This is a genomic window from Pseudonocardia halophobica (assembly GCF_050948485.1).
Taxonomy (GTDB): domain Bacteria; phylum Actinomycetota; class Actinomycetes; order Mycobacteriales; family Pseudonocardiaceae; genus Pseudonocardia; species Pseudonocardia halophobica.
In genome coordinates this window covers 1,111,835-1,130,451 of sequence record NZ_CP192046.1, presented here as the reverse complement: position 1 = coordinate 1,130,451, position 18,617 = coordinate 1,111,835, and the positions used below count along the sequence as shown (strand labels likewise).

The 18,617-nt window shown below is 73.6% G+C and carries 20 protein-coding genes and 1 tRNA gene; 10 read left to right on the top strand and 11 right to left on the bottom strand.

Annotated elements, in window-relative coordinates; all coding sequences use genetic code 11:
• Positions 1 to 5: 5 nt before the first annotated feature.
• Together ACQP04_RS05510 and ACQP04_RS05505 are read right to left on the bottom strand one after the other, a co-directional pair.
• Positions 6 to 605: a mycothiol-dependent nitroreductase Rv2466c family protein gene (locus ACQP04_RS05510; protein WP_433505980.1), complete on the bottom strand. Its 600-nt coding sequence runs from the start codon at positions 603 to 605 to the stop codon at positions 6 to 8.
• Positions 606 to 616: 11 nt separating this feature from the next.
• Entirely contained in the window at positions 617 to 1,144 is a 528-nt protein-coding gene (locus tag ACQP04_RS05505) for an N-acetyltransferase family protein (RefSeq protein ID WP_433505979.1), read from the bottom strand.
• A gap of 159 nt (positions 1,145 to 1,303) precedes the next feature.
• Here ACQP04_RS05505 and ACQP04_RS05500 point away from each other — a divergent pair, with 159 nt between their 5' ends.
• From ACQP04_RS05500 to ACQP04_RS05490, 3 genes are all read left to right on the top strand, one after another.
• Positions 1,304 to 2,476, top strand: a complete 1,173-nt coding sequence (locus ACQP04_RS05500; protein ID WP_433505978.1) for a serine hydrolase domain-containing protein — start codon at positions 1,304 to 1,306, stop codon at positions 2,474 to 2,476.
• Between the two features lie 61 nt (positions 2,477 to 2,537).
• Complete coding sequence (locus ACQP04_RS05495) at positions 2,538 to 3,500, top strand: alpha/beta hydrolase (RefSeq protein ID WP_433505977.1); 963 nt, start codon at positions 2,538 to 2,540, stop codon at positions 3,498 to 3,500.
• Between the two features lie 64 nt (positions 3,501 to 3,564).
• Positions 3,565 to 4,620, top strand: coding sequence for a helix-turn-helix domain-containing protein (locus ACQP04_RS05490; RefSeq protein WP_433505976.1), 1,056 nt, complete (start codon positions 3,565 to 3,567; stop codon positions 4,618 to 4,620).
• A gap of 4 nt (positions 4,621 to 4,624) precedes the next feature.
• Here ACQP04_RS05490 and ACQP04_RS05485 read toward each other — a convergent pair whose 3' ends face one another.
• Positions 4,625 to 5,422, bottom strand: a complete 798-nt coding sequence (locus tag ACQP04_RS05485; RefSeq protein WP_433505975.1) for a sulfite exporter TauE/SafE family protein — start codon at positions 5,420 to 5,422, stop codon at positions 4,625 to 4,627.
• Positions 5,423 to 5,486: 64 nt separating this feature from the next.
• Between ACQP04_RS05485 and ACQP04_RS05480 the strand changes: the two genes are divergently transcribed.
• Positions 5,487 to 5,951 carry a hypothetical protein gene (locus ACQP04_RS05480; RefSeq protein ID WP_433505974.1) on the top strand — a complete coding sequence of 155 codons (465 nt, stop codon included), beginning with the start codon at positions 5,487 to 5,489 and terminating at the stop codon, positions 5,949 to 5,951.
• Positions 5,952 to 6,041: 90 nt separating this feature from the next.
• Here ACQP04_RS05480 and ACQP04_RS05475 read toward each other — a convergent pair whose 3' ends face one another.
• Positions 6,042 to 6,509: a hypothetical protein gene (locus ACQP04_RS05475; RefSeq protein WP_433505973.1), complete on the bottom strand. Its 468-nt coding sequence runs from the start codon at positions 6,507 to 6,509 to the stop codon at positions 6,042 to 6,044.
• A 1,938-nt stretch (positions 6,510 to 8,447) separates the two neighbouring features.
• Between ACQP04_RS05475 and ACQP04_RS05470 the strand changes: the two genes are divergently transcribed.
• The gene (locus ACQP04_RS05470; protein ID WP_433505972.1) at positions 8,448 to 9,086 is read left to right on the top strand and encodes an HNH endonuclease signature motif containing protein; all 639 of its coding nucleotides are present in this window, start codon (positions 8,448 to 8,450) and stop codon (positions 9,084 to 9,086) included.
• A gap of 140 nt (positions 9,087 to 9,226) precedes the next feature.
• Here ACQP04_RS05470 and ACQP04_RS05465 read toward each other — a convergent pair whose 3' ends face one another.
• The gene (locus ACQP04_RS05465; protein ID WP_433505971.1) at positions 9,227 to 9,607 is read right to left on the bottom strand and encodes an alpha/beta fold hydrolase; all 381 of its coding nucleotides are present in this window, start codon (positions 9,605 to 9,607) and stop codon (positions 9,227 to 9,229) included.
• Positions 9,608 to 9,686: 79 nt separating this feature from the next.
• Positions 9,687 to 10,400, bottom strand: a complete 714-nt coding sequence (locus ACQP04_RS05460) for a TIGR00266 family protein (RefSeq protein WP_433505970.1) — start codon at positions 10,398 to 10,400, stop codon at positions 9,687 to 9,689.
• 140 nt (positions 10,401 to 10,540) lie between these two features.
• Here ACQP04_RS05460 and ACQP04_RS05455 point away from each other — a divergent pair, with 140 nt between their 5' ends.
• Positions 10,541 to 10,969: an ester cyclase gene (locus ACQP04_RS05455; protein ID WP_433505969.1), complete on the top strand. Its 429-nt coding sequence runs from the start codon at positions 10,541 to 10,543 to the stop codon at positions 10,967 to 10,969.
• A gap of 82 nt (positions 10,970 to 11,051) precedes the next feature.
• Positions 11,052 to 11,708 carry a maleylpyruvate isomerase family mycothiol-dependent enzyme gene (locus tag ACQP04_RS05450; RefSeq protein WP_433505968.1) on the top strand — a complete coding sequence of 219 codons (657 nt, stop codon included), beginning with the start codon at positions 11,052 to 11,054 and terminating at the stop codon, positions 11,706 to 11,708.
• A gap of 132 nt (positions 11,709 to 11,840) precedes the next feature.
• Here the strand turns inward: ACQP04_RS05450 and ACQP04_RS05445 are convergent, their stop codons facing one another.
• The gene (locus ACQP04_RS05445; protein WP_433505967.1) at positions 11,841 to 12,482 is read right to left on the bottom strand and encodes a LysE family translocator; all 642 of its coding nucleotides are present in this window, start codon (positions 12,480 to 12,482) and stop codon (positions 11,841 to 11,843) included.
• 166 nt (positions 12,483 to 12,648) lie between these two features.
• On the opposite strand from ACQP04_RS05445, the gene ACQP04_RS05440 reads away from it, so the two are divergent.
• The 3 genes from ACQP04_RS05440 (at position 12,649) to ACQP04_RS05430 (ending at position 15,198) form a co-directional block, all read left to right on the top strand.
• A complete protein-coding gene (locus tag ACQP04_RS05440) occupies positions 12,649 to 13,032 on the top strand; it encodes a cupin domain-containing protein (RefSeq protein ID WP_433505966.1) in 384 nt (127 codons plus the stop codon).
• 157 nt (positions 13,033 to 13,189) lie between these two features.
• Positions 13,190 to 14,659 carry a rifampin monooxygenase gene (rox, locus tag ACQP04_RS05435; RefSeq protein ID WP_433505965.1) on the top strand — a complete coding sequence of 490 codons (1,470 nt, stop codon included), beginning with the start codon at positions 13,190 to 13,192 and terminating at the stop codon, positions 14,657 to 14,659.
• On the top strand, positions 14,656 to 15,198 hold the full coding sequence (locus tag ACQP04_RS05430) for a dihydrofolate reductase family protein (protein WP_433505964.1): 543 nt from the start codon (positions 14,656 to 14,658) through the stop codon (positions 15,196 to 15,198). Before rox ends, ACQP04_RS05430 begins: the two co-directional genes overlap by 4 nt.
• Positions 15,199 to 15,215: 17 nt before the next feature.
• On the opposite strand, the gene ACQP04_RS05425 is transcribed toward ACQP04_RS05430, so the two are convergent.
• The 4 genes from ACQP04_RS05425 to ACQP04_RS05410 all read right to left on the bottom strand — a co-directional run bounded on the left by ACQP04_RS05425 (position 15,216) and on the right by ACQP04_RS05410 (position 18,530).
• Positions 15,216 to 15,288 (bottom strand) — tRNA-Leu (locus ACQP04_RS05425).
• A 98-nt stretch (positions 15,289 to 15,386) separates the two neighbouring features.
• Positions 15,387 to 16,748 carry an NAD(P)/FAD-dependent oxidoreductase gene (locus ACQP04_RS05420; RefSeq protein ID WP_433505963.1) on the bottom strand — a complete coding sequence of 454 codons (1,362 nt, stop codon included), beginning with the start codon at positions 16,746 to 16,748 and terminating at the stop codon, positions 15,387 to 15,389.
• 79 nt (positions 16,749 to 16,827) lie between these two features.
• Entirely contained in the window at positions 16,828 to 17,541 is a 714-nt protein-coding gene (locus ACQP04_RS05415; protein ID WP_433505962.1) for a uracil-DNA glycosylase, read from the bottom strand.
• A gap of 44 nt (positions 17,542 to 17,585) precedes the next feature.
• Positions 17,586 to 18,530, bottom strand: coding sequence for an exopolyphosphatase (locus tag ACQP04_RS05410; protein ID WP_433505961.1), 945 nt, complete (start codon positions 18,528 to 18,530; stop codon positions 17,586 to 17,588).
• Between the last annotated feature and the right edge of the window lie 87 nt (positions 18,531 to 18,617).

The following is an 18,617-nucleotide window of genomic DNA, read 5'->3' as shown; positions in this document are numbered from 1 at the left end:
AGCGGTCAGTCGAACCGGAGCTCGCCGGAGCGGGTGCGCTTGAGCTCGGAGAAGTACGGGTTGCGGGCCAGGAGGAGCGCCCCGTCGAAGAGGTCGACCGCGTCCTGTCCCCGGGGGATCGCGCTGAGCACGGAGCCGAAGAACGCGACGCCGTCCACGTGGACCGTGGGAGTCCCGACCTCCAGGCCCACGGGCTCCATCCCGGCGTCGTGGCTCTTCCGCACGCAGTCGTCGTACGCGGGGTCGTCGGCGGCGGCGATCAGGTCGGCCGCGTCGAGCTGCGCGAGCGCCTCCCGGATCACCCGGTCCCGGGGCCGCACGCGCTCGACGTGGAACAACCGGCCGAAGGCCTCGTAGTAGCGGCGGAGCCCCGCCTGCCCGAGCCGCTCCTCCACCGCGGCCGCCGCGCGGACCGGCCGCCAGCCGCTGTCGAGGCCCTTCTCCGCCTCGGGGACGCGCCCCTCGCGACCCTCGTTGAGGGCGGCGAGGCTCATGATCCGGACGGTCAGGTCGATCGGCTGCAGCCGCTCGACCTCGGAGATCCAGCCGTAGGTGATCCACGCGAACGGGCAGACCGGGTCGAAGTAGAAGTCGACCGTGTGCACGGTAGCCAGTCTCACACCCGGCGGGCCGTCCCGCCGGTTCTGCGCAGGTCGAGGCTCATCCCGAGCTCTGGCAACACGAAGCCGTCCGGCCGCTCCTCCCGCTGCCGCCGCCCGTCCGGGATCCATCCACGGGCGCGGTAGAAGGCCGCCGCGCGCTCGTTGCCGTCGAGCACCCAGAGCTCGGCCCGCGCGCACCCCTGCCGGGCCAGGTGCTCGACTGCCGCGTTGTGCAGCAGCGTGCCGATCGTGCGTCGCCACTGCGAGGGGGCGATGTACAGGGCCAGGAGCTCGCCGACGTCCGGATCGCCCGGGCGGGGACGGACCGCCACGAACCCGACGACGGCTGCGCCGGGCTCCTCCGCGACCAGCACCGCGGCGCCCGACGAGCCCAGCACCCCGCGCCACATCCGTTCCCGCTCGTCGATCGAGAGCGCGGCGAGGAGCTCCGCGGGCATCAGGCCCTCGTACGCGCTCCGCCACGACTCGACCTGCACGCGCGCGATCGCCCGCGCGTCGGTGACGGTGGCTCGCCGGACCATCCCCCGATCCTGGCGACGGCGGGGCCGCTCCGGCAGTCCCTTCCGACCCGCCGAATGGCGGGCGCCGCACCCGAAGCTGCGCGTGATCGTCGGTACCGCCGGGCGGGCCGGGTCGGCACGATCGACCCGATTCCCCCGACATGACCAACGGAGGTCAGCATGAGTCCTGCCATCGACGGAAGCGGCATCGACCGGGTCCTGCGGGAGGCGGTCGAGTCCGGCGCGGTGCCGCACGTCGCGGCGATCGCCGCGGACCGCGACGGGATCATCTACGAGGGCGGGGCGGGTCCCCGCATCGTCGGCGAGGCCACCGAGGAGGTCTCCACCTCCACCCAGTTCCGGATCATGTCGATGACCAAGATGGTCGCGACGACCGCGGCGCTGCAGCAGGTCGAGCGGGGCGCGCTGGAGCTCGAGGCGCCCGTCGACACCTACTGCCCGGAGTTCGCCGAGATCCAGGTCCTCGAGGGCTTCGACGGCGACACCCCCAAGCTGCGCCCGGCCGGTAGCCGCGCCACCGTGAAGCAGCTGATCACGCACACGTCGGGCCTCGGGTACTGGTTCTGGAACGAGGCGCTCGACAAGTACCAGAAGGTCACGGGCCTGCCGAACGTCCTGGGCGGCGCCGAGGCGTTCAAGGCACCGTTGGTCGCCGACCCCGGCACGCAGTACGTCTACGGGATCAACACGGACTGGCTGGGCAAGGTCGTGGAGGCGGTCGCCGGCCAGGGCCTGGACGTGGTGATCAAGGAGGGCATCACCGGCCCGCTCGGCATGGACGACACGATGTTCCTGCTCGACGACGGCCGCCGCGAGAACTGCGTGACCGTGCACGTCCGGGGTGAGGACGGGAACTGGACCTCGGCCGGCGAGCTGCTGCCGCAGCAGCCGGACTGGTACGCCGGCGGCCACGGCCTCTACTCCACGCCGCGCGACTACATCCGCTTCGAGCGCGCCCTGCTGCGCGGCGGCGAGCTCGACGGCACGCGGATCCTCACCGAGCAGACCGTCGACGCCGCCTTCACCAACCAGATCGGCGACCTGGACTTCCCCGCCGAGATCCCGACGGTCGACCCGCCGATCACCGACGCCCTGCGCGTCGGGCCGGGGTGGAAGTGGGGCCTCGGGCTCCTGCTGAACACCCGGGACGTCCCCGGGGGCCGACGCGCGGGCACCGGGGCGTGGGCGGGGCTGTTCAACACCCACTTCTTCGTCGACCGCGCGTCCGGGGTCTGCGCGTCGATCTACACCAACTCGCTGCCGTTCATCACCGAGAACGAGGCCTGGAAGCTCTACGGGGACTTCGAGTCCGCGCTCTACGCCGCCCTCTGATCCCCGCCCGCCGCGGCCGGTGCGCCGGCCGCGGCGGGCCCGTCCGGCGGAGGTCCCGACGATGACGGCGGTCGCGCGCCCGGAGTTCGACCCCGAGCTGAAGGCCGGCCTGGCCGTGGTCGGCGGGGTCTTCCCGCCGACGATCACGCCCGACCTGATCGCCTTCATGCGGCGCTCGTACGCGTCCCCACCGATCGAGGAAACCCTGCGCGGGCGGGCGATCGAGCGGAGCGAGCACGTGATCGCGGGGCATCGCGGGGACCCGCTCGCCGTGTCCGTGCTGCGGCCGGCCGGGATCGACACACCCCGGCCCGGCGTGCTCTTCGTGCACTCCGGCGGGCTGATGTTCGGCGACCGGTTCAGCGGTGCGGACCTCGTGCTGGACTGGGTCGACGGGCTCGGCGCGGTGCTCGTGACCGTCGAGTACCGGCTGGCGCCCGAGTTCCCCGACCCGTACCCGCGCGAGGACTGCTACGCGGCGCTCGAGTGGGTCGCGGCGAGCGCCGAGGTGCTCGGGATCCGGCGCGACCGGCTGCTGGTCGCGGGCGCCAGCTCCGGCGGCGGCCTCGCAGCGGGGATGGCCCTGGCCTCCCGGGACCGGGGCGGCCCCGCGCTCTGCGGGCAGGTGCTGGACTACCCGATGCTCGACGACCGGGGCGGCACGCCGTCGACCCGGCAGTTCGACGGCGTGGGCGTGTGGGACCGGGTCAGCAACGAGACCGGCTGGACCGCGCTGCTCGGCGAGGCCCGCGGCGGCCCCGGCGTCTCGCCCTACGCCGCGCCCGCCCGGGCCACCGACCTGCGCGGACTGCCGCCGGCGTTCGTCGACGTCGGGGCGGCGGAGATCTTCCGGGACGAGGCGATCGCCTACGCCGACCGGATCTGGGCCGCGGGCGGCGACGCCGAGCTGCACGTCTGGGCGGGCGGCTTCCACGCCTTCGACATCTTCGCCCCGCACACCGCGCTCGCCCGCGGGATGATCCGCACCCGCAACGCCTGGGTGGAGAAGATCCTGGCCGACTGACCCGTACTGACCGGTGACCCGGGCCACTACACTCGGCCCCTCGGAACGACGTCGTGAGGTGGTCGTGCAGGAGCTCCTGGGCCGCATCTCCGCCCTCGACCCCCAGGCCAGCGTGAGCCTGCGGGTGATCGCCTGCTTCGACGAGCTCGTCGTCGGCAACGTCAACACCCGCGGCCTGCTCAGCGCGGCCGCCTCGCTCGCGGGCTGCACGGCGGGGTTCTGCCAGGACCTGCCGCCGAGGGCCGTGCGGGTCACACCCAAGGGCGAGCTCGCCGAGGGGCACGCACTGCCACCAGCGGACTCGTCGATCCGCTGCGACGGCCTCGCGGTGTGGCTCGAGCGCGAGGGACCCGCCCACGCCAACGACTCGATCATCCTCGACCGGCTCGCGCTGGCCGTGCGGATCCGGCACGGGCGGGGCCGGCGGGACGCCGACAACCGGCGCGAGCTGGGCCTGCTGCTCGACCGCTCGGTCCCCGTGGAGGAGCGCCGCACCGCCGCGGCCCGTCTGCACCTCGCGCCGGGGGCGAAGTACCGCGTGCTCGCCGCGCCGCTGTTCGCGGTGTGGGCGGAGCACCCGACCGGCGCCGAGGACGTCGTCGCCACCCCGTACGGCCCGATCCACGCGCTCGTCGTCCCGCAGGACCGGGCACCCGGCAGCGCGAGCCCGTCGGGGATCGGAATCGCGACCACGGTGGAGCACCTGCACCGCTCGTTCCGCACCGCCGTCGTCGCGCTGCGGTTGTGCGCGCCGCCGGCCACGCCCTGCGTCCTCGCCGACCGCTACGGCGGGGTGATCGAGCTGCTCGCCGACGCCCCGCTCGACGCCGACCTCCCGGACGTCGACTCCCTCGACGAGGTCATGGGGCACGCCTGGGGCCCGGCCACGCTCGACGCGCTGGTCCGCGCCGGGTCGGTCCGGCAGGCCGCGCGGCTGGCCGGGGTGCACCACAGCACGCTGCAGACCCGGCTCGACGCGATCACGGACGTCGTCGGGTTCGACCCGTTCGACGGCATCGGCCGCACCCGGCTCGGGATCGCGTACCTGGTGTGGCGGCAGCGCAACTCGCGGGTGCTGGACCTGCCCGCGCCGACCTACACGGCCTCCACGGCGGGCTGACGCGCTAGCCGCGGGCGGCCTGGACGAGGTAGGTCACCGCGAGCCCGATCGCGAGGACCCCGAGCAGCGTGCGCAGCGCCGTCTCCGGGACCCGCGGCTGGAGGCGGGCGCCGAGGTAGCCGCCGATCAGGCCCCCGGCGCCGCAGCACAGCCCGGTGACCCAGGCGGGCCCCACCGGCCCGTCGACGACCAGGGACAGCAGGCCGTAGGTCGCGACGCCGGCCACCGAGGTGAGGAACGTGGCCGCCAGGGCCGCGGGGGCGACCGTCGCGACGGACATGCCGGCTCCCACCAGGATCGGCCCGATCAGCGACCCGCCACCGATGCCGTAGATCCCGCCGACGACCCCGACGACGGCGCCGAGCCCGGTCACTACCGGCCCCCGCAGCTCGCGCGGGGGAGCGGGGCGGTCCCGGATCCGCAGGCACAGCCAGATCCCGATGCCGAGCAGCAGCGCGGCCGCCAGCACGCGGAACACCCGGTCACCGGGCGCGAGGAACACCCGCAGGAGGGTCCCCACGACGACACCCGGCAGCGTCCCGGCGACGAGCCGCCGGGTGAGCGGGCCGCCGAGCGCGCCGGTGCGGTGGTGGCGGAGCAGGGCGCCGGGAGTGGCGACGACGTTGTACAGCAGGTTCGTCGGGGTGACGGCCGGACTGGGCACCCGCAGGAGGTCGAACTGCACCGGGAGCAGGAAGACCGCGCCGGACACCCCGACGGGCGTGGTCACCACGGCGACGACCAGCCCTGCACCGAAGGCGAGCAGCGCCGCGAGCGGGGACACGGGGGGATCCTCGCTCATCGGTGGTCCCGAACTGTCGGTCCTCCTCCGTACGGTCCGGTCCGGACGGACGAGGAGGGCGAAGGTGGAGCAACCGGACCCGGTGATGGCGGAGATCGCGCAGGTGGTCGAGCTGGGGCAGGCCGGCTCGGCGGCGGAGGCGCGAGCGCGGTTCACGCAGCTCTGGGAGCGGTTGGGGCCCCTCGGCGACCCGCTGCACCGGTGCGCGCTCGCGCACCACGCGGCGGACGTGCAGGAGGACCTGGCCGAGGAGCTGCGGTGGGACCTCCGCGCGCTCGCGGCCGCGGACGAGCTGACGGACGAGCGCGCGCAGCAGCACCACCACTCCCTCGCGGTGGCGGGCTTCTACCCGTCGCTCCACCTCAACCTCGCCGACGTCCACCGCCGCCTCGGCGACGCCGGGCGCGCCCGCGATCACCTCGCCCGGGCCGAACGGGCGGTCGACGTCCTCGGCGACGACGGGTACGGCCGGATGATCAGGCAGGGCATCGCCCGGTGCGCCGAGCGCCTTGCCGTGGAAGGACGATGACCGCGGAACCGGGGCAGCTCCGTCAAGGGCCCGGGGCGGTTGCCGGGAGCCGGGGCCCGAGACCGGGGGCGGGGACGGGCGCGCTGCCGATCAGGTGAGCGTGCGGTAGGCGAGGTCGAAGTCGTGCTCCCAGGTCGCGCCGCCGTCGTGCGACTTCTCCCATCGGCCCGTGATCGTCCGCCCGTCGTCGCCGAACGTGCCCGTGTAGCGCTGCGCGAAGTCCAGCGGGGTGAAGTCCGGCCGGTCCCGGAGAAGGGTCCACTCGCCGTCGCGCAACGTCATGCGGTAGACGCGGACCACGCCGCGCGAGTCGAAGTAGTGCTGCACGTACTCGTGCCCGTCGCCCTCCTCGGCCACCGACAGCAGGGCGTGGACGTCCGGCGCCGCCGGATGGTCCGTGGTGGACCGCTGCTGCAGGAACTGCCCGCCCAGCTTCCACGCGAAGGTGAGGGTCCCGCGGATCGGCTCGGGGGTGAAGGTGAACCGCGCCTCGACCGCCCACTCCCCCACCAACGGCTCCAGGCGCTCCAACGCCGCGGTGCGGGTGGCGTCGTCCATCTCGTCTCCTCCTCGGTCCGGGTCCGGGTTCGGGCTCGGAGGAGGGACTCGACGACGCCTCGTTCCTCATCGGCCGAGTCGGGCGCCAGCGACTGTGCGGGTCACCGCCGTAGCGGACGTGCGGCACAGCGGTCGAACGGGCTCCTGATGAGCGCGGGGTGTACGGCGGCAGTGCTCGGAGCGGGTGAACACAGCAAAGCCTGGGCGAAGGGGAGCCCAGCGAGCAGAGGCGGCACCGCTCGGGAACCAGCGGGACAGCGAGCGCCGGAATTGTCAGTGGTCGAATGCATGTTCGGTCCGTGCGGCAGATCGAGCCCCTCCAGGACCTGGCGGACCTCCCGCCGGGCCCGGCGCTCGCCGCTGCGCTGGCCCGGATCGACCCGATGACCCTGCCGCTGCCCGACCGGCTCACCGTGGTCGAGGCCTGGCATCGGCCGCACAGCCACTCCCGGGCCGGGTTGTACCGGGCTTTGGTCGGTCTCGGCACCGACGACCCCACCCAAGCGGGCTGGAGCGAACGGGACTGGTCCGACGAAGTCCGGGCCGCGCCGGCCTGGACCCGCCGCGCCGCACGCCCGCGCCGACGACGCCGTCACCGTTGTCGTCGACCTCCCCTTGGTGTGGGCCGCCCTCGATGCCGGACGGATCGACCCGCCCAAAGCCGCGGTGCTCGCCCAACACCTGACCGGAATGCCCGCCGCGCGGATCGCCCACCTCTGCCGCTCGTGCTGCCCCGTGCACCCCGGGTGGACCACCACCGAGATCTCCCGCCGGCTCCGCCGACTGATCATGGAGATCGATCCCGCGCACTACGAACGGCTCTATCCGCCGGGCCCCCACGCCCGCCGCGGGATCTCCGCGTGCGTCACCGAGGACGGCACCGCCACCATCACCGCCACCGGCCTGGCCCCGGACTCCGCCGACGCCGCGGTAGAGCGCATCGACCGGCTCGCCCCCCGCGTCAAGCGCGCCGGACACTGCGGTGGGCTCGACCAGATCCGGGTCGACCTGTTCATCGGCCTCCTCGGCGGCTCCCTGCACACCCTCACCGACGACCAGATCACCGAAGCCATGCTCGCCAGCCTGACCCGGCCGGCCGAGCCTCCGCGGCGACGGCGCAGCGGGCGCCCGGGCCCGGCACGGGCTCGCACCAGCGGCGGAGGCGCGCCCGCTGACCCAGGAAGGCCACAGTCGGAGGAACCCGACAACGACACGCACAGCCCTCCCGCCGAACTCGCCAACAGAACCACGCAGACAGACGCGCCGGACCGCGCCACCGCGAGCTTTGCCGGCGCCGCGTCCTCCCCTGGAGCGGTGCCTCCGCCGGTCGCTTCGACCGAGCACACCCAGCGGACGGAGCCGGCCGAGCGACCCGAGCCCGGGAAGCCCACGCGACCGACCGAGCCGACCGATCCGACGGAGCCCGCGCGAGCGGCCGCGCCAGCCGATCCGGCTGAGTCCACGCAACCATCCGAGTCGAGCGACTCCGAAGCGCCTGCCCCGATCAAGCCGACTCAGGAACACCCGCCTCTCCCGACCAGGCTGCCCCAGGACGACACGCATGCTCCGACCGAGTCGGCGGAGTCCGACCTGGGGCCATCAAACCGGCCCGGACGGACCGAGGGGCCAGGGACGCCGGCCGGGCCGACTGCATCCAGCGGACCGAGCGGGCCAGGTCAACCGACCGTGAGGCGGCGCGGGGTGCACCTGCAGGTCTCCCTCGCAACCCCCCTCGGGCTCGACGACCGCCCCGCCGAACTCCCCGCCCTCGGAGCCATCCCCGCCTCCCGCGCCCGGGACCTCGTCCGCGTCCAACACCGCGCACCCTGGCGATTCGCCCTCACCGACACCGACGGCCGACTCCTCCGCGCCGGCACACTCCGACGCCGACCCACCGCCGAGGACCTCACACCGCCCCCACCGAGCGAGACATCGCCCGTGCGGCCTCGCCGGTCCCACCCACCGACCCGGCCGCCCCAGGACTGGTCGACCTCCTCGTCCGCCGCACTCCTGCGGAACCTCACCACCGACCCCACCGCGGTCCCGCCCTCCTGGCGGCCGGTCCTCGACGAAATCGCCGCCGCCCGCGGACGCCCGCTCGACGACTCCCCCACCGACCGGTTCCCGCACGCGGCGCTGCGCCGCCATGTCGAGTTCCGCGACCGCACCTGCACCTTCACCGGCTGCCTCGCCCCTGCCCACCACACCGACCTCGACCACACCCGCGACCATGCCCACGGCGGCCCCACCACCGCCGACGACCTCGGACCCGCCTGCCGCCACGACCACGGCCTCAAACAGCGCGGCTGGACCCTCACCCCACCCCAGCCCGGCATCGTCGTCTGGCGCAGCCCCCTCGGCCGCGAATACCGCACCCGAGCCGACCCCCTGCTCCCGCCACCACCGCCGCCGCTCCCCGTCGCCGACGAGGACGACGCCTGTTGCGTCGGCCCGCTCGACGACCTCGACCGATGCGCACCCCCTATCGTCTGGCGCCCCGCCACCGACGACCACGACGACGAACCCCGACCCCCACCCCACCCCGCCACCGACCTCGACGAACCCCCACCCTTCTGACGACCCGCCCCGAGGCACGGGCGGGCCGGCGAACGGCCGTGCCCGCGCGGAAACTCCTGCCCCTCAGGTCGAGCGTGGCCCCGGCGGCGGGAGCTCGCCCCTCAGCCGGTGGACGCCGGGTGTCCGGGTCGACGGGATCGTCAGGCTCCGGGGCGTGCGGACTCGGGCGGCTTCCGGAGAATCGGCCGCAGCACCTCCGCCAGCGCCCGGGGATGGGTGACCTGAGGGACGTGGGCACCTGGGGTCTCGATGAACGGCGCGTCGAGTGTGTCGGCGAACCAGCGCGAGGCCTCGCAGAACCAGTGATGCTCCGAAGCCGGGTCGCAGTTGTCCGCGCCGGCGGCGACCACGCACGGAACCCCGACCTCGGCGAGTTCTGCCTCGCCGGGCAGGTAGCTCATCACATCCGCGAGTTCCAGGCCGAAGAAGACCTCGCCGTTGCCCAGCATCCGGGTGCGCAGGTCGTCGTCGAGCGCCTCGAACACCTCATCACCCGCGACCCAACGGAGGAACTTCTCCATGGCCACAGGCGGGCCGCCCTGTCCACCGCCGGATGGCCGACGACGTGGCGTCCGTTCTCCGTCCGCCCGGGGCCGGGGATCAGCCGTTGTCGGAGGGCGACGGCCGCTCCGGCAGGTAGGGCTGGATCGCGGAAGCGAGCTTCTCGGCCGTCATCGACTGGAGCCAGACGTGTCCCGGGCCGTGGATCTCCGCCAGCATCAGCGAGTCCCCGAACAGCTTGTTCTTCACTCCGCGCACGGAGGTGAACTGGAGCTCCATCCCGGCGCGGTAGAGAGCCAGGTGCCCCGGGTGGATCCACATCGACTGCCCGGCCGGGATGTCGTACTCGGTGATCTCGCCGGCGAGCTGCACCCACGCCACGCCGTCGCCCGCCAGCTTCTGGAACACCACCCCGGCGCCACCGAAGATCCCGGCACCGAGCTTCTTCTGCAGCCCGACCGACACCTCGACCTTCGCGGTGCTGGCCATGTAGGCGCCGGACTGCACCATGAACTCGTCCGCGGCGTCGACGCGCAGCTCCCGGATCGTGCCCGGGAGGTCGGTCGCGAAGGCCACGAACCCGCCCGCCCGCGGGGCGGTGTACTCGGTGAGGAACAGCTGCCCGCCGCCGAGAGCCCGCTTCAGACCGCTCATGAAGCCGCCCCGGCCGCCCGAGCCGAACCGGGTGGACGTCTCGAGGTCGAACCCCGAGGACAGCCAGGCGACGTCCCCGCCCTCGGCGATCACCTGCTCGCCGGGACCCATGGTGATCTCCAGGACGGGCATCGTCGTGCCCATGATCCGGGTCTGCATGGCAGGAACGTAGAGGTGGCGCGCCGGCACCGGAAGGGTCCCGGACGCCCGAGGACAAGGGCCGAACGGCGGCAGCCGGACGCCGATCCGTCGCAGTACCGTGTCCGCCCCGCCCACCGGCCGCTCCCCTCGAGGAGGCCATGTTGACCACGACGACCACGAGCTCGCGCAACGAGACCGCGCTCGCCCGGGCCATCGAGCGCTGGAACGCCGGTGACCTCGAGGGCTACCTGGGGATCTACGCCGACGACATCCGGCTGCACGGCATGTCCCCGGAACCGCTGGACAAGCAGGGCGTGCGCGCGACGTACCAGGCCATGTTCGCGGCCTTCCCGGGGAACCACCTGGAGCTGCACGAGACGTTCAGCGAAGGCGACCGGCTGACCTGCCGGTTCACGCTGACGGGCCGGCACGACGGCGACTACATGGGCATCCCGCCGACGGGGCGCGACATCAGCCTGCCGGGCATCACGATCCTGCACTTCCGCGACGGCCGGTGCGTCGAGCGCTGGGTCTGCGCCGACACCCTCGGGCTGCTCGTCCAGCTCGGGGTCGTCCCGCCGCCCTGACGCCCGCGGGCCCGGCCCGCCGATGAGTTCCGCACCCGCCCGCGGTCTGCCCGTCCGAGAGCCGAGAGTGGGGAGATCGAGCGTGCCCGAGCCCGTCCTGCTGACCACCCGCGACGAGCTGTGGGCCGCCGTCCACGCGGAACGCGCCGCCCTGGCCGAGGACCTCGCCGAGCTCGACGACGACGAGTGGGCGGCGCCGTCGTTGTGCGGCCGCTGGACCGTCGAGGAGGTCGTCGCGCACCTCACCACCGCCGCGAGCACCGGCACGGTCCGGTGGATCACGAGCATCGTCGGCGCGCGATTCGACGCCGACCTCCACAACGCCCGGCGGCTCGCGGAGCACCGCGGCGCCACCCCGGCCGAGACCCTCGCGCGCTTTCGCGCCGTGGTCACCAGCACCCGCGCGGCGTCCGGGCACACGCCCGCGTGGCTCGGCGAGGTCGTCGTGCACGGCCAGGACATCCGCCGGCCTCTCGGGATCCGGCGGATGCCGTCGATCGAGTCCCTCACCGCCGTCGCGACGTTCTACGCGAGCCGGGACTTCACGGTGAACAGCAGGAAGGCGGTCGCCGGTCTCCGGCTGAAGGCCGCCGACGGGCCCTTCGCCCACGGCGACGGGCCCCTGGTCCGCGGTCCCTCTGTCGCGCTGACGATGGCCATGGCCGGGCGCGCGACCTACTGCGACGACCTCGACGGGCCCGGTGTGCCGACGCTGCGCGACCGCTGCCGTCCGCGCTAGCTGGTTCCACGGAGAAGGGCCTCCGCACCGCGACGCTCGTGGTCCTGGCCGGGTCGCAGGCCTCGTCCGGCCACCGACCATGCGCCGGAGCTGTCGTCCCAGGTGCCGGACACGCAGCCCGGCCGCTCGCCGTCAGGACGTCGCCGGGGTGTGCCCCACCGCGGTCCTGACCGCGAACGCACCCAGCAGGCTCCCCGCCACCCACCGCTGGACGGTCATCGCGCGCGGGCGCGCGGCCAGGAACCGGGCGACGGACGCCGCGGCCAGGACGATCAGGGCGTTGACGGTCAGGGCGACAACGATCTGGACTGCGCCGAGCTGCAGGAACTGTCGCCAGGCCGCCCCGCCGGACGGATCGACGAACTGCGGCAGGAGCGCCGCGTACATCAGCGCGATCTTGGGGTTGAGCAGGTTGGTGAGCAGGCCCATGCCGAACAGCCGCCGGTCGGACGCCGGTTCCAGGTCGCGCGCCTCGAACGGGGAGCGGCCGCCCGGCCGCAGCATGCCCCAGGCCAGCCACGCGAGGTACAGCGCGCCGGCGATCTTCACGGTCGTGTACGCGGCGGGGACCGCGGCGAACAGTGCGGACAGCCCGGCCACCGCGGCCAGGAGGTAGCACAGGAACCCCACACCCGTCCCGGCCAGCGAGACGAGTCCGGCACGCCTGCCCTGGGAGATCGCCCGGGAGGCCAGGTAGATCATGTTGGGCCCTGGCGTGACGACCATGCCGAGGGCGATCAGGACGACGCCGACGACGGCGGACGGTTGGATCACGAGCCGAGCCCCTTCCACGGTGCTCCCGCCACACAAGCACCTGCCCCGCGCGATCACCACGGGTTTGCGGGCGGACCCGAGGGGCGGAACGGCGGCTTGACGTGGCCCGACGGGGTGGTAGGCCGGAGAACACCGATCCGGAACACCCCACGTCGGAGGGCACCTCATGACCGAGACTCTGAAGCCGGTGGACCTCACCGTCGTCGACACGACGACCGCGGAGTGGCAGGACTTCCCCGTGCCCGCCATCAACGCCCACCTCGAGCACGTGCCGCTCCTCGACGACCCGGACACGGGGATGATGGTGGTGAAGATGGTCTACCGGGCCGGGTTCACGAACACCTGGCACACCCACCCCTGCGGCCACGGCATCTACGTGCTCGAGGGTGTCCTGAACACGCACCAGGGCGACTTCGGGCCGGGCAGCTTCGTGTGGTTCCCCGAGGGCGGGACCATGCAGCACGGCGCCACCACGGACGCCGACTGCACGTTCCTGTTCATCACGAACAAGCCGTTCGACATCCACCACGTCGCCACGCCCGAGGGCTGACCGGGAGCCCGTCGCTCCACGCCGGACGGACGCACGAGACCGCTGGCGGACCTCCCGCCACTCTCACCGTATAGCGCCCCGGGGGCCTTGCGGCAAGCCCCGGGTCGTGGCCCAGAATCGCCCGCCGAAGCCAGGACCTGCAGGAATCGGGGGATGCATGGCCGACGTGATCATCGTGGGCGGCGGGCCGACGGGCATGATGCTGGCGGCGGAGCTGCGCCTGCACGACGTGGACGTGGTCGTGCTGGAGAAGGAGGCCGAGCAGCCGCCGTTCGTGCGCTCGCTCGGGCTGCACGTGCGCAGCATCGAGGTGATGGACCAGCGCGGGCTGCTGGAGCGGTTCCTGGAGCGCGGGAAGAAGTACGAGGTCGGCGGGTTCTTCGCCGGGATCCCGACGCCGTGGCCGCGGCTGGACACCGCGCACGGCTACGTCCTCGGCGTCCCGCAGACCACCACGGACCGGCTGCTGGAGGAGCACGCCCTCGAGGTCGGCGCCGAGGTCCGGCGCGGCGCCGAGCTCGTCGGACTGGTGCAGGACGCGGACGGGGTCACCGCCGAGCTCGCGGACGGCACCCGGTTGCGCGCCCGGTACCTCGTCGGCTGCGACGGCGGCCGGAGCACCGTCCGGAAGCTGCTCGGCATCGCCTTCCCGGGCGAGCCCTCGACCGTCGAGACGCTGCTGGGCGAGATGGAGGTGACCGCGCGGCCGGAGACCGTGGCCGCGGTGGTGGCGGAGGTCCGGGAGACCGAGAAGCGGTTCGGCCTCGGGCCGGTCGGCGACGGGCGGTACCGGGTCGTGGTGCCCGCGGTCGGGGTGACCGAGGACCGCGCCGTCCGGCCGACCCTCGAGGACTTCCGGCGCCGGTTGCGGGCGGTTGCCGGCACCGACTTCGGCGTCCACTCGCCGCGCTGGCTGTCCCGCTTCGGCAACGCGACCCGGCAGGCCGAGCGGTACCGGGAGGGCCGCGCGTTCCTGGCCGGCGACGCGGCGCACGTCCACCCGCCGACCGGCGGGCAGGGCCTCAACCTCGGCATCCAGGACGCGTTCAACCTCGGCTGGAAGCTCGCGGCAGCGGTCGCGGAGTGGGCGCCGGCGGACCTGCTGGACAGCTACGAGTCCGAGAGGCATCCGGTGGCGACGGCCGTCCTGGACAACACCCGCGCGCAGATGGAGTTGATGTCCACCACGCCCGGGGCGCAGGCCGTGCGCAGGCTCGTCGAGGAGCTGATGGCCTTCGAGGAGGTCAACCGCCACCTGATCGAGAAGATCACCGCCATCGGCATCCGCTACGACTTCGGCGCCGGACCGGACCTGGTCGGCCGCCGGATGCGGGACGTCCAGCTCGAGAAGGGCCGGCTCTACGAGCTGACGCGGGCGGGCCGCGGACTGCTCCTCGACCAGGCCGGCCGGCTCTCGGTCGAGGGCTGGACGGACCGGGTCGACCACGTCGTCGACGTCAGCGAGGAGCTCGACGTGCCCGCGGCGCTGCTGCGGCCCGACGGCCACGTGGCGTGGGTCGGGGAGGACCAGCAGGGCCTGCGCGGCGCCCTGGCCCGGTGGTTCGGCGCCTTCTCTCCCACCGACGCCGATGAGTTCGTGACCTGCTCCGGGTCGTCACCGGCATGAGCGATACGGATCCCGGCCCGGGCAAGGTCGTCGTGAACAGGGCGATGTCCCTGGACGGCTTCATCTCCGGCCCCGACGACGCGATGGACTGGATCTTCGACCACCTGGACAACGACGCGTTTCCCGAGGTCATGCAGGCCACCGGCGCGATGCTGGTCGGCCGCGGCACCCACGAGGTCAGCAAGCGGATGTTCGCCGGAGACACCGACTACGACGGGGGGCCGGTGTTCGTCCTGACGCACCGGCCGCCGGACGAGCCGGAGCACGGGGTCACCTTCCTCACCTGTGACCTCGGGGAGGCCGTCGCCACGGCGCGCGCCGCCGCGGGTGGGAAGAACCTGGAGATCCTCGGAGCCGACCTGGCGAGCCAGTGCCTGCGGCACGGTCTCGTCGACGAGGTCCTGGTGTACGTCCTGCCGGTGCTCCTCGGCGACGGCGTGCGCTTCTCGACCTCGGGGCTCGGCAGGATCGACCTCGACCCGTTCGACAACAGGCAGTCGGGTTCCGTGACGATGCTCCGCTTCCACGTGCGGAAGTAGGTGTGCGCATCGCGGGGTGCCCCCGGTGGGACTCGAACCCACACTGTGACCCTTTTAAGGGGCCTGCCTCTGCCGTTGGGCTACGGGGGCCCGTCCGCAGCCTAACGACGACCCGGCCGGAGAACGCCGACGGCGCCCGCCCCCGGTGAAGGGCGGGCGCCGCCGAGCGCCTGTCGGCCGGTGCCGCGTCAGCTGGCCTTGGCGTCGGCCTCCTGCGCGACCGTCGGGGGCAGCGGGGTCACCGTGCCGCCGGCGATCCGGCTGAACTCCGCCTTCGGCTCGTGGATCTGGCCCAGCGCCACGACCTCGCGCCCCATGAGCAGCGCGGTGGTCCAGTCCATGACGATCCGGAAGCGGCGGTTCCACGTGGGCATGCGGCTCACGTGGTAGGTGCGGTGCATGAACCACGCCGGGAAGCCCTTGAGCTTGATCCCGTAGACCTGGGCGACGCCCTTGTACAGGCCGAGGCTCGCCACCGAGCCGGCGTAGCTGTGCCTGTACTGCTTCATCTCGTACCCGCGCAGGTACGCGACGATGTTGTCCGCCAGCACCTTCGCCTGCCGGACGGCGTGCTGCGCCGACGGGCTGGTGCGCGCGTTCGGGTCGTCCTTGGTGAGGTCGGGGATCGACGCGCAGTCACCCGCGCTGAACACGCCCTTCAGGCCGTCGACCGTGAGGTCGGCCGCGCACTCGACGTGCCCGCGGGGGCCGCGGGGCAGGTCGGTCTGCTCGAGCATCGGGTTCGGCTTGACACCGGCGGTCCAGACGATCGTGTCCGCGTCGAACTCGCTCCCGTCGGACAGGACCACGTGCCCGTCGACCATCGACTCGACGCGGGTCTCGAGCACGACCTCGATGCCGGCGTCGAGCAGGCGGCGCACGGTGTACGCGCCCATCTTCGGGCCGACCTCGGGCATGATCCGGTCCATCGCCTCGACGAGGACCCAGCGCAGGTCGCCCGGCTCGATGCCCTCGTAGTAGCGGGTCGCGTAGCGGGCCATGTCGGCGAGCTCGGCGAGCGCCTCGACGCCCGCGTACCCGCCGCCGACCACGACGAAGGTCAGCAGCCGGCTGCGCAGCTCGGGGTCCGCGGTGGTCGAGGCCGCGTCGAGCCGCGAGAGCACGTGGTTGCGCAGGTAGATGGCCTCGCCGACGGTCTTGAAGGCGATGCCCTGCTCGGGCAGGCCGGGGACCGGCAGGGTCCGGGCGACCGAGCCGGGGGCGACGACGAGGACGTCGTACTCCAGCGTCGTGGTGTGCCCGGCCGCGGTCTGCACCGTGACCCGCTTCTCGGCGTCGGAGACGGCGGTGACCCGGCCGGTCAGCACGCGGCAGCCGCGCAGCACCTTGTGCAGCGGGACCACGACGTGCCGCGGCTCGATCGAGCCGGCCGACGCCTCGGGGAGGAACGGCTGGTAGGTCATGTGGGACTGGGGGTCGATGACCGTGATGTCCGCCTCGCCGCGGCGCAGCTTCTTCTGCAGCCGCAGAGCGGTGTACATGCCGACGTAGCCGCCACCGACCACGACGATTCGTTGAGCGTGCGCCATACCTATATTCGTACCCCGGAGACCTAAGTCGGATACGACGCTCGGGACGTGATCTGGGTCCGACCCGGTGTGAGTTCACCTACAGGCCGGCGGCGCGCGCCGCGGTGGCGAGGACCTCCTCCAGCATCGCCGGGGTCAACTTCCCGGTGAAGGTGTTCTGCTGGCTGACGTGGTAGCTGCCGAACAGGTGCAGCGAGCCGGCCGGCCGCACCGACGCGAGCTCGACGTGTGCGCCGTGGCCGAAGCGCGGCCGCGGCCGCGGGATCGTCCAGCCGTGGTCGGCGAGCACCGGCAGCAGCGCCTGCCAGCCGAAAGCCCCGAGCACGACGACGGCGCGCACCGTCGGGCGGAGCAGCTCGATCTCGGCGTCGAGCCAGGGCCGGCACTCGTCGCGCTCGGCGGGCGTCGGCTTGTTCTCCGGCGGTGCGCACTTCACCGGCGCCGTGATCCGCGTGCCGATCAGCCGCAGCCCGTCGCCCCGGTGCACGGCCGTCGGCTGGTTGGTCAGGCCGACGGCGTGCATCGCCGCGTAGAGGACGTCGCCGGAGCGGTCCCCGGTGAAGATCCGTCCGGTGCGGTTCCCGCCGTGGGCCGCCGGGGCGAGCCCGACGATCAGCAGCCGCGCGTCGGCGGGGCCGAGACCCGGCACCGGCCGGCCCCAGTACTCCCAGTCCCGGAAGGCCGCGCGCTTGTCCCGCGCCACCTTCTCCCGCCACTCGACCAGCCGCGGGCAGGCCCGGCACTCCGTGACCCGGGCGTCGAGGTCGGCGAGCGTCGGCGCGGCCGGCGCCACGAGGCGGGGCCAGCCCGGCCCCGGCGGCCCGCCCGCAGGTTCGCTCAGGCGATCGATCGCGCGATCCCGTCGAGGATGTCGTGCTCGGAGACGACGAGCTTGCCGATGCCGGCCTTCGCGTGCAGCTCGTCCGCCAGCGCCTCGACGACGAGCGCGCCCGCACCGATGACGTCGATCCGGCCTGGGTGCAGGGCCCCGAGCTTCGCCCGCTCCTCGTGCGAGGAGGTGACGAGCATCTGGGCGACCCGGTGCACGTCGTCCCGGGTCAGCGTGGACAGGTGCACGGCCTCGGGGTCGTACTCCGGGAGGTCCTGCGAGATCCCGGAGAGGGTGGTGATCGTGCCGGCCACGCCGACCCAGCACTTCACGCCCTCGACCGGCACCGCCTCGAAGGCCTCGTCGAGGATCTCGCGGGCGAGCGCCCGGGCCTTCTCGACGTCGTCCGGCGCGGGCGGGTCGCCGGGCAGGCACCGCTCGGTGAGCCGGACGCTGCCGACGTCGACGGACCGGGCCGCCGCGACCCCGTCGCCGAGCGTGCCGACGACGACCTCGGTGGAGCCGCCGCCCACGTCCGTGACGACGAACGGGCCGTCGTCCGGGTCGAGGTCGCCGACCGCGCCCTCGAAGGACAGCCGCGCCTCCTCGTCCCCGCTGATCACCTCGGCCTCGACCCCGAGGACGTCCCGGACCATGCCGAAGAAGTCCTCGCGGTTGGTCGCGTCCCGGGTCGCGGAGGTGGCGACCATCCGGACCCGTTCGACGCCCTTGCGGCGGATCGCCGCCGCGTAGTCGACCAGCGCGGCGCGGGTGCGCTCGAGGGCCTCCGGGTCGAGCCGGCGGGTGGCGTCGACGCCCTTGCCGAGCCGCACGATCCGCATCTCGCGGTGAAGGTCGCGCAGGTCCTTCGTGCCGTCGAAGGTCTCGGTGACGTCGGCGATCAGCAGGCGGATCGAGTTGGTCCCGCAGTCGATGGCGGCCACCCGGGACATGCGTGCTCCTGTGGGGTCGACGGTCGTTCCCGCTCACCGTATCGGCAGGCGGGGCGGTCCGGGCGGCCGCGCGCTCCCGGATCCGCC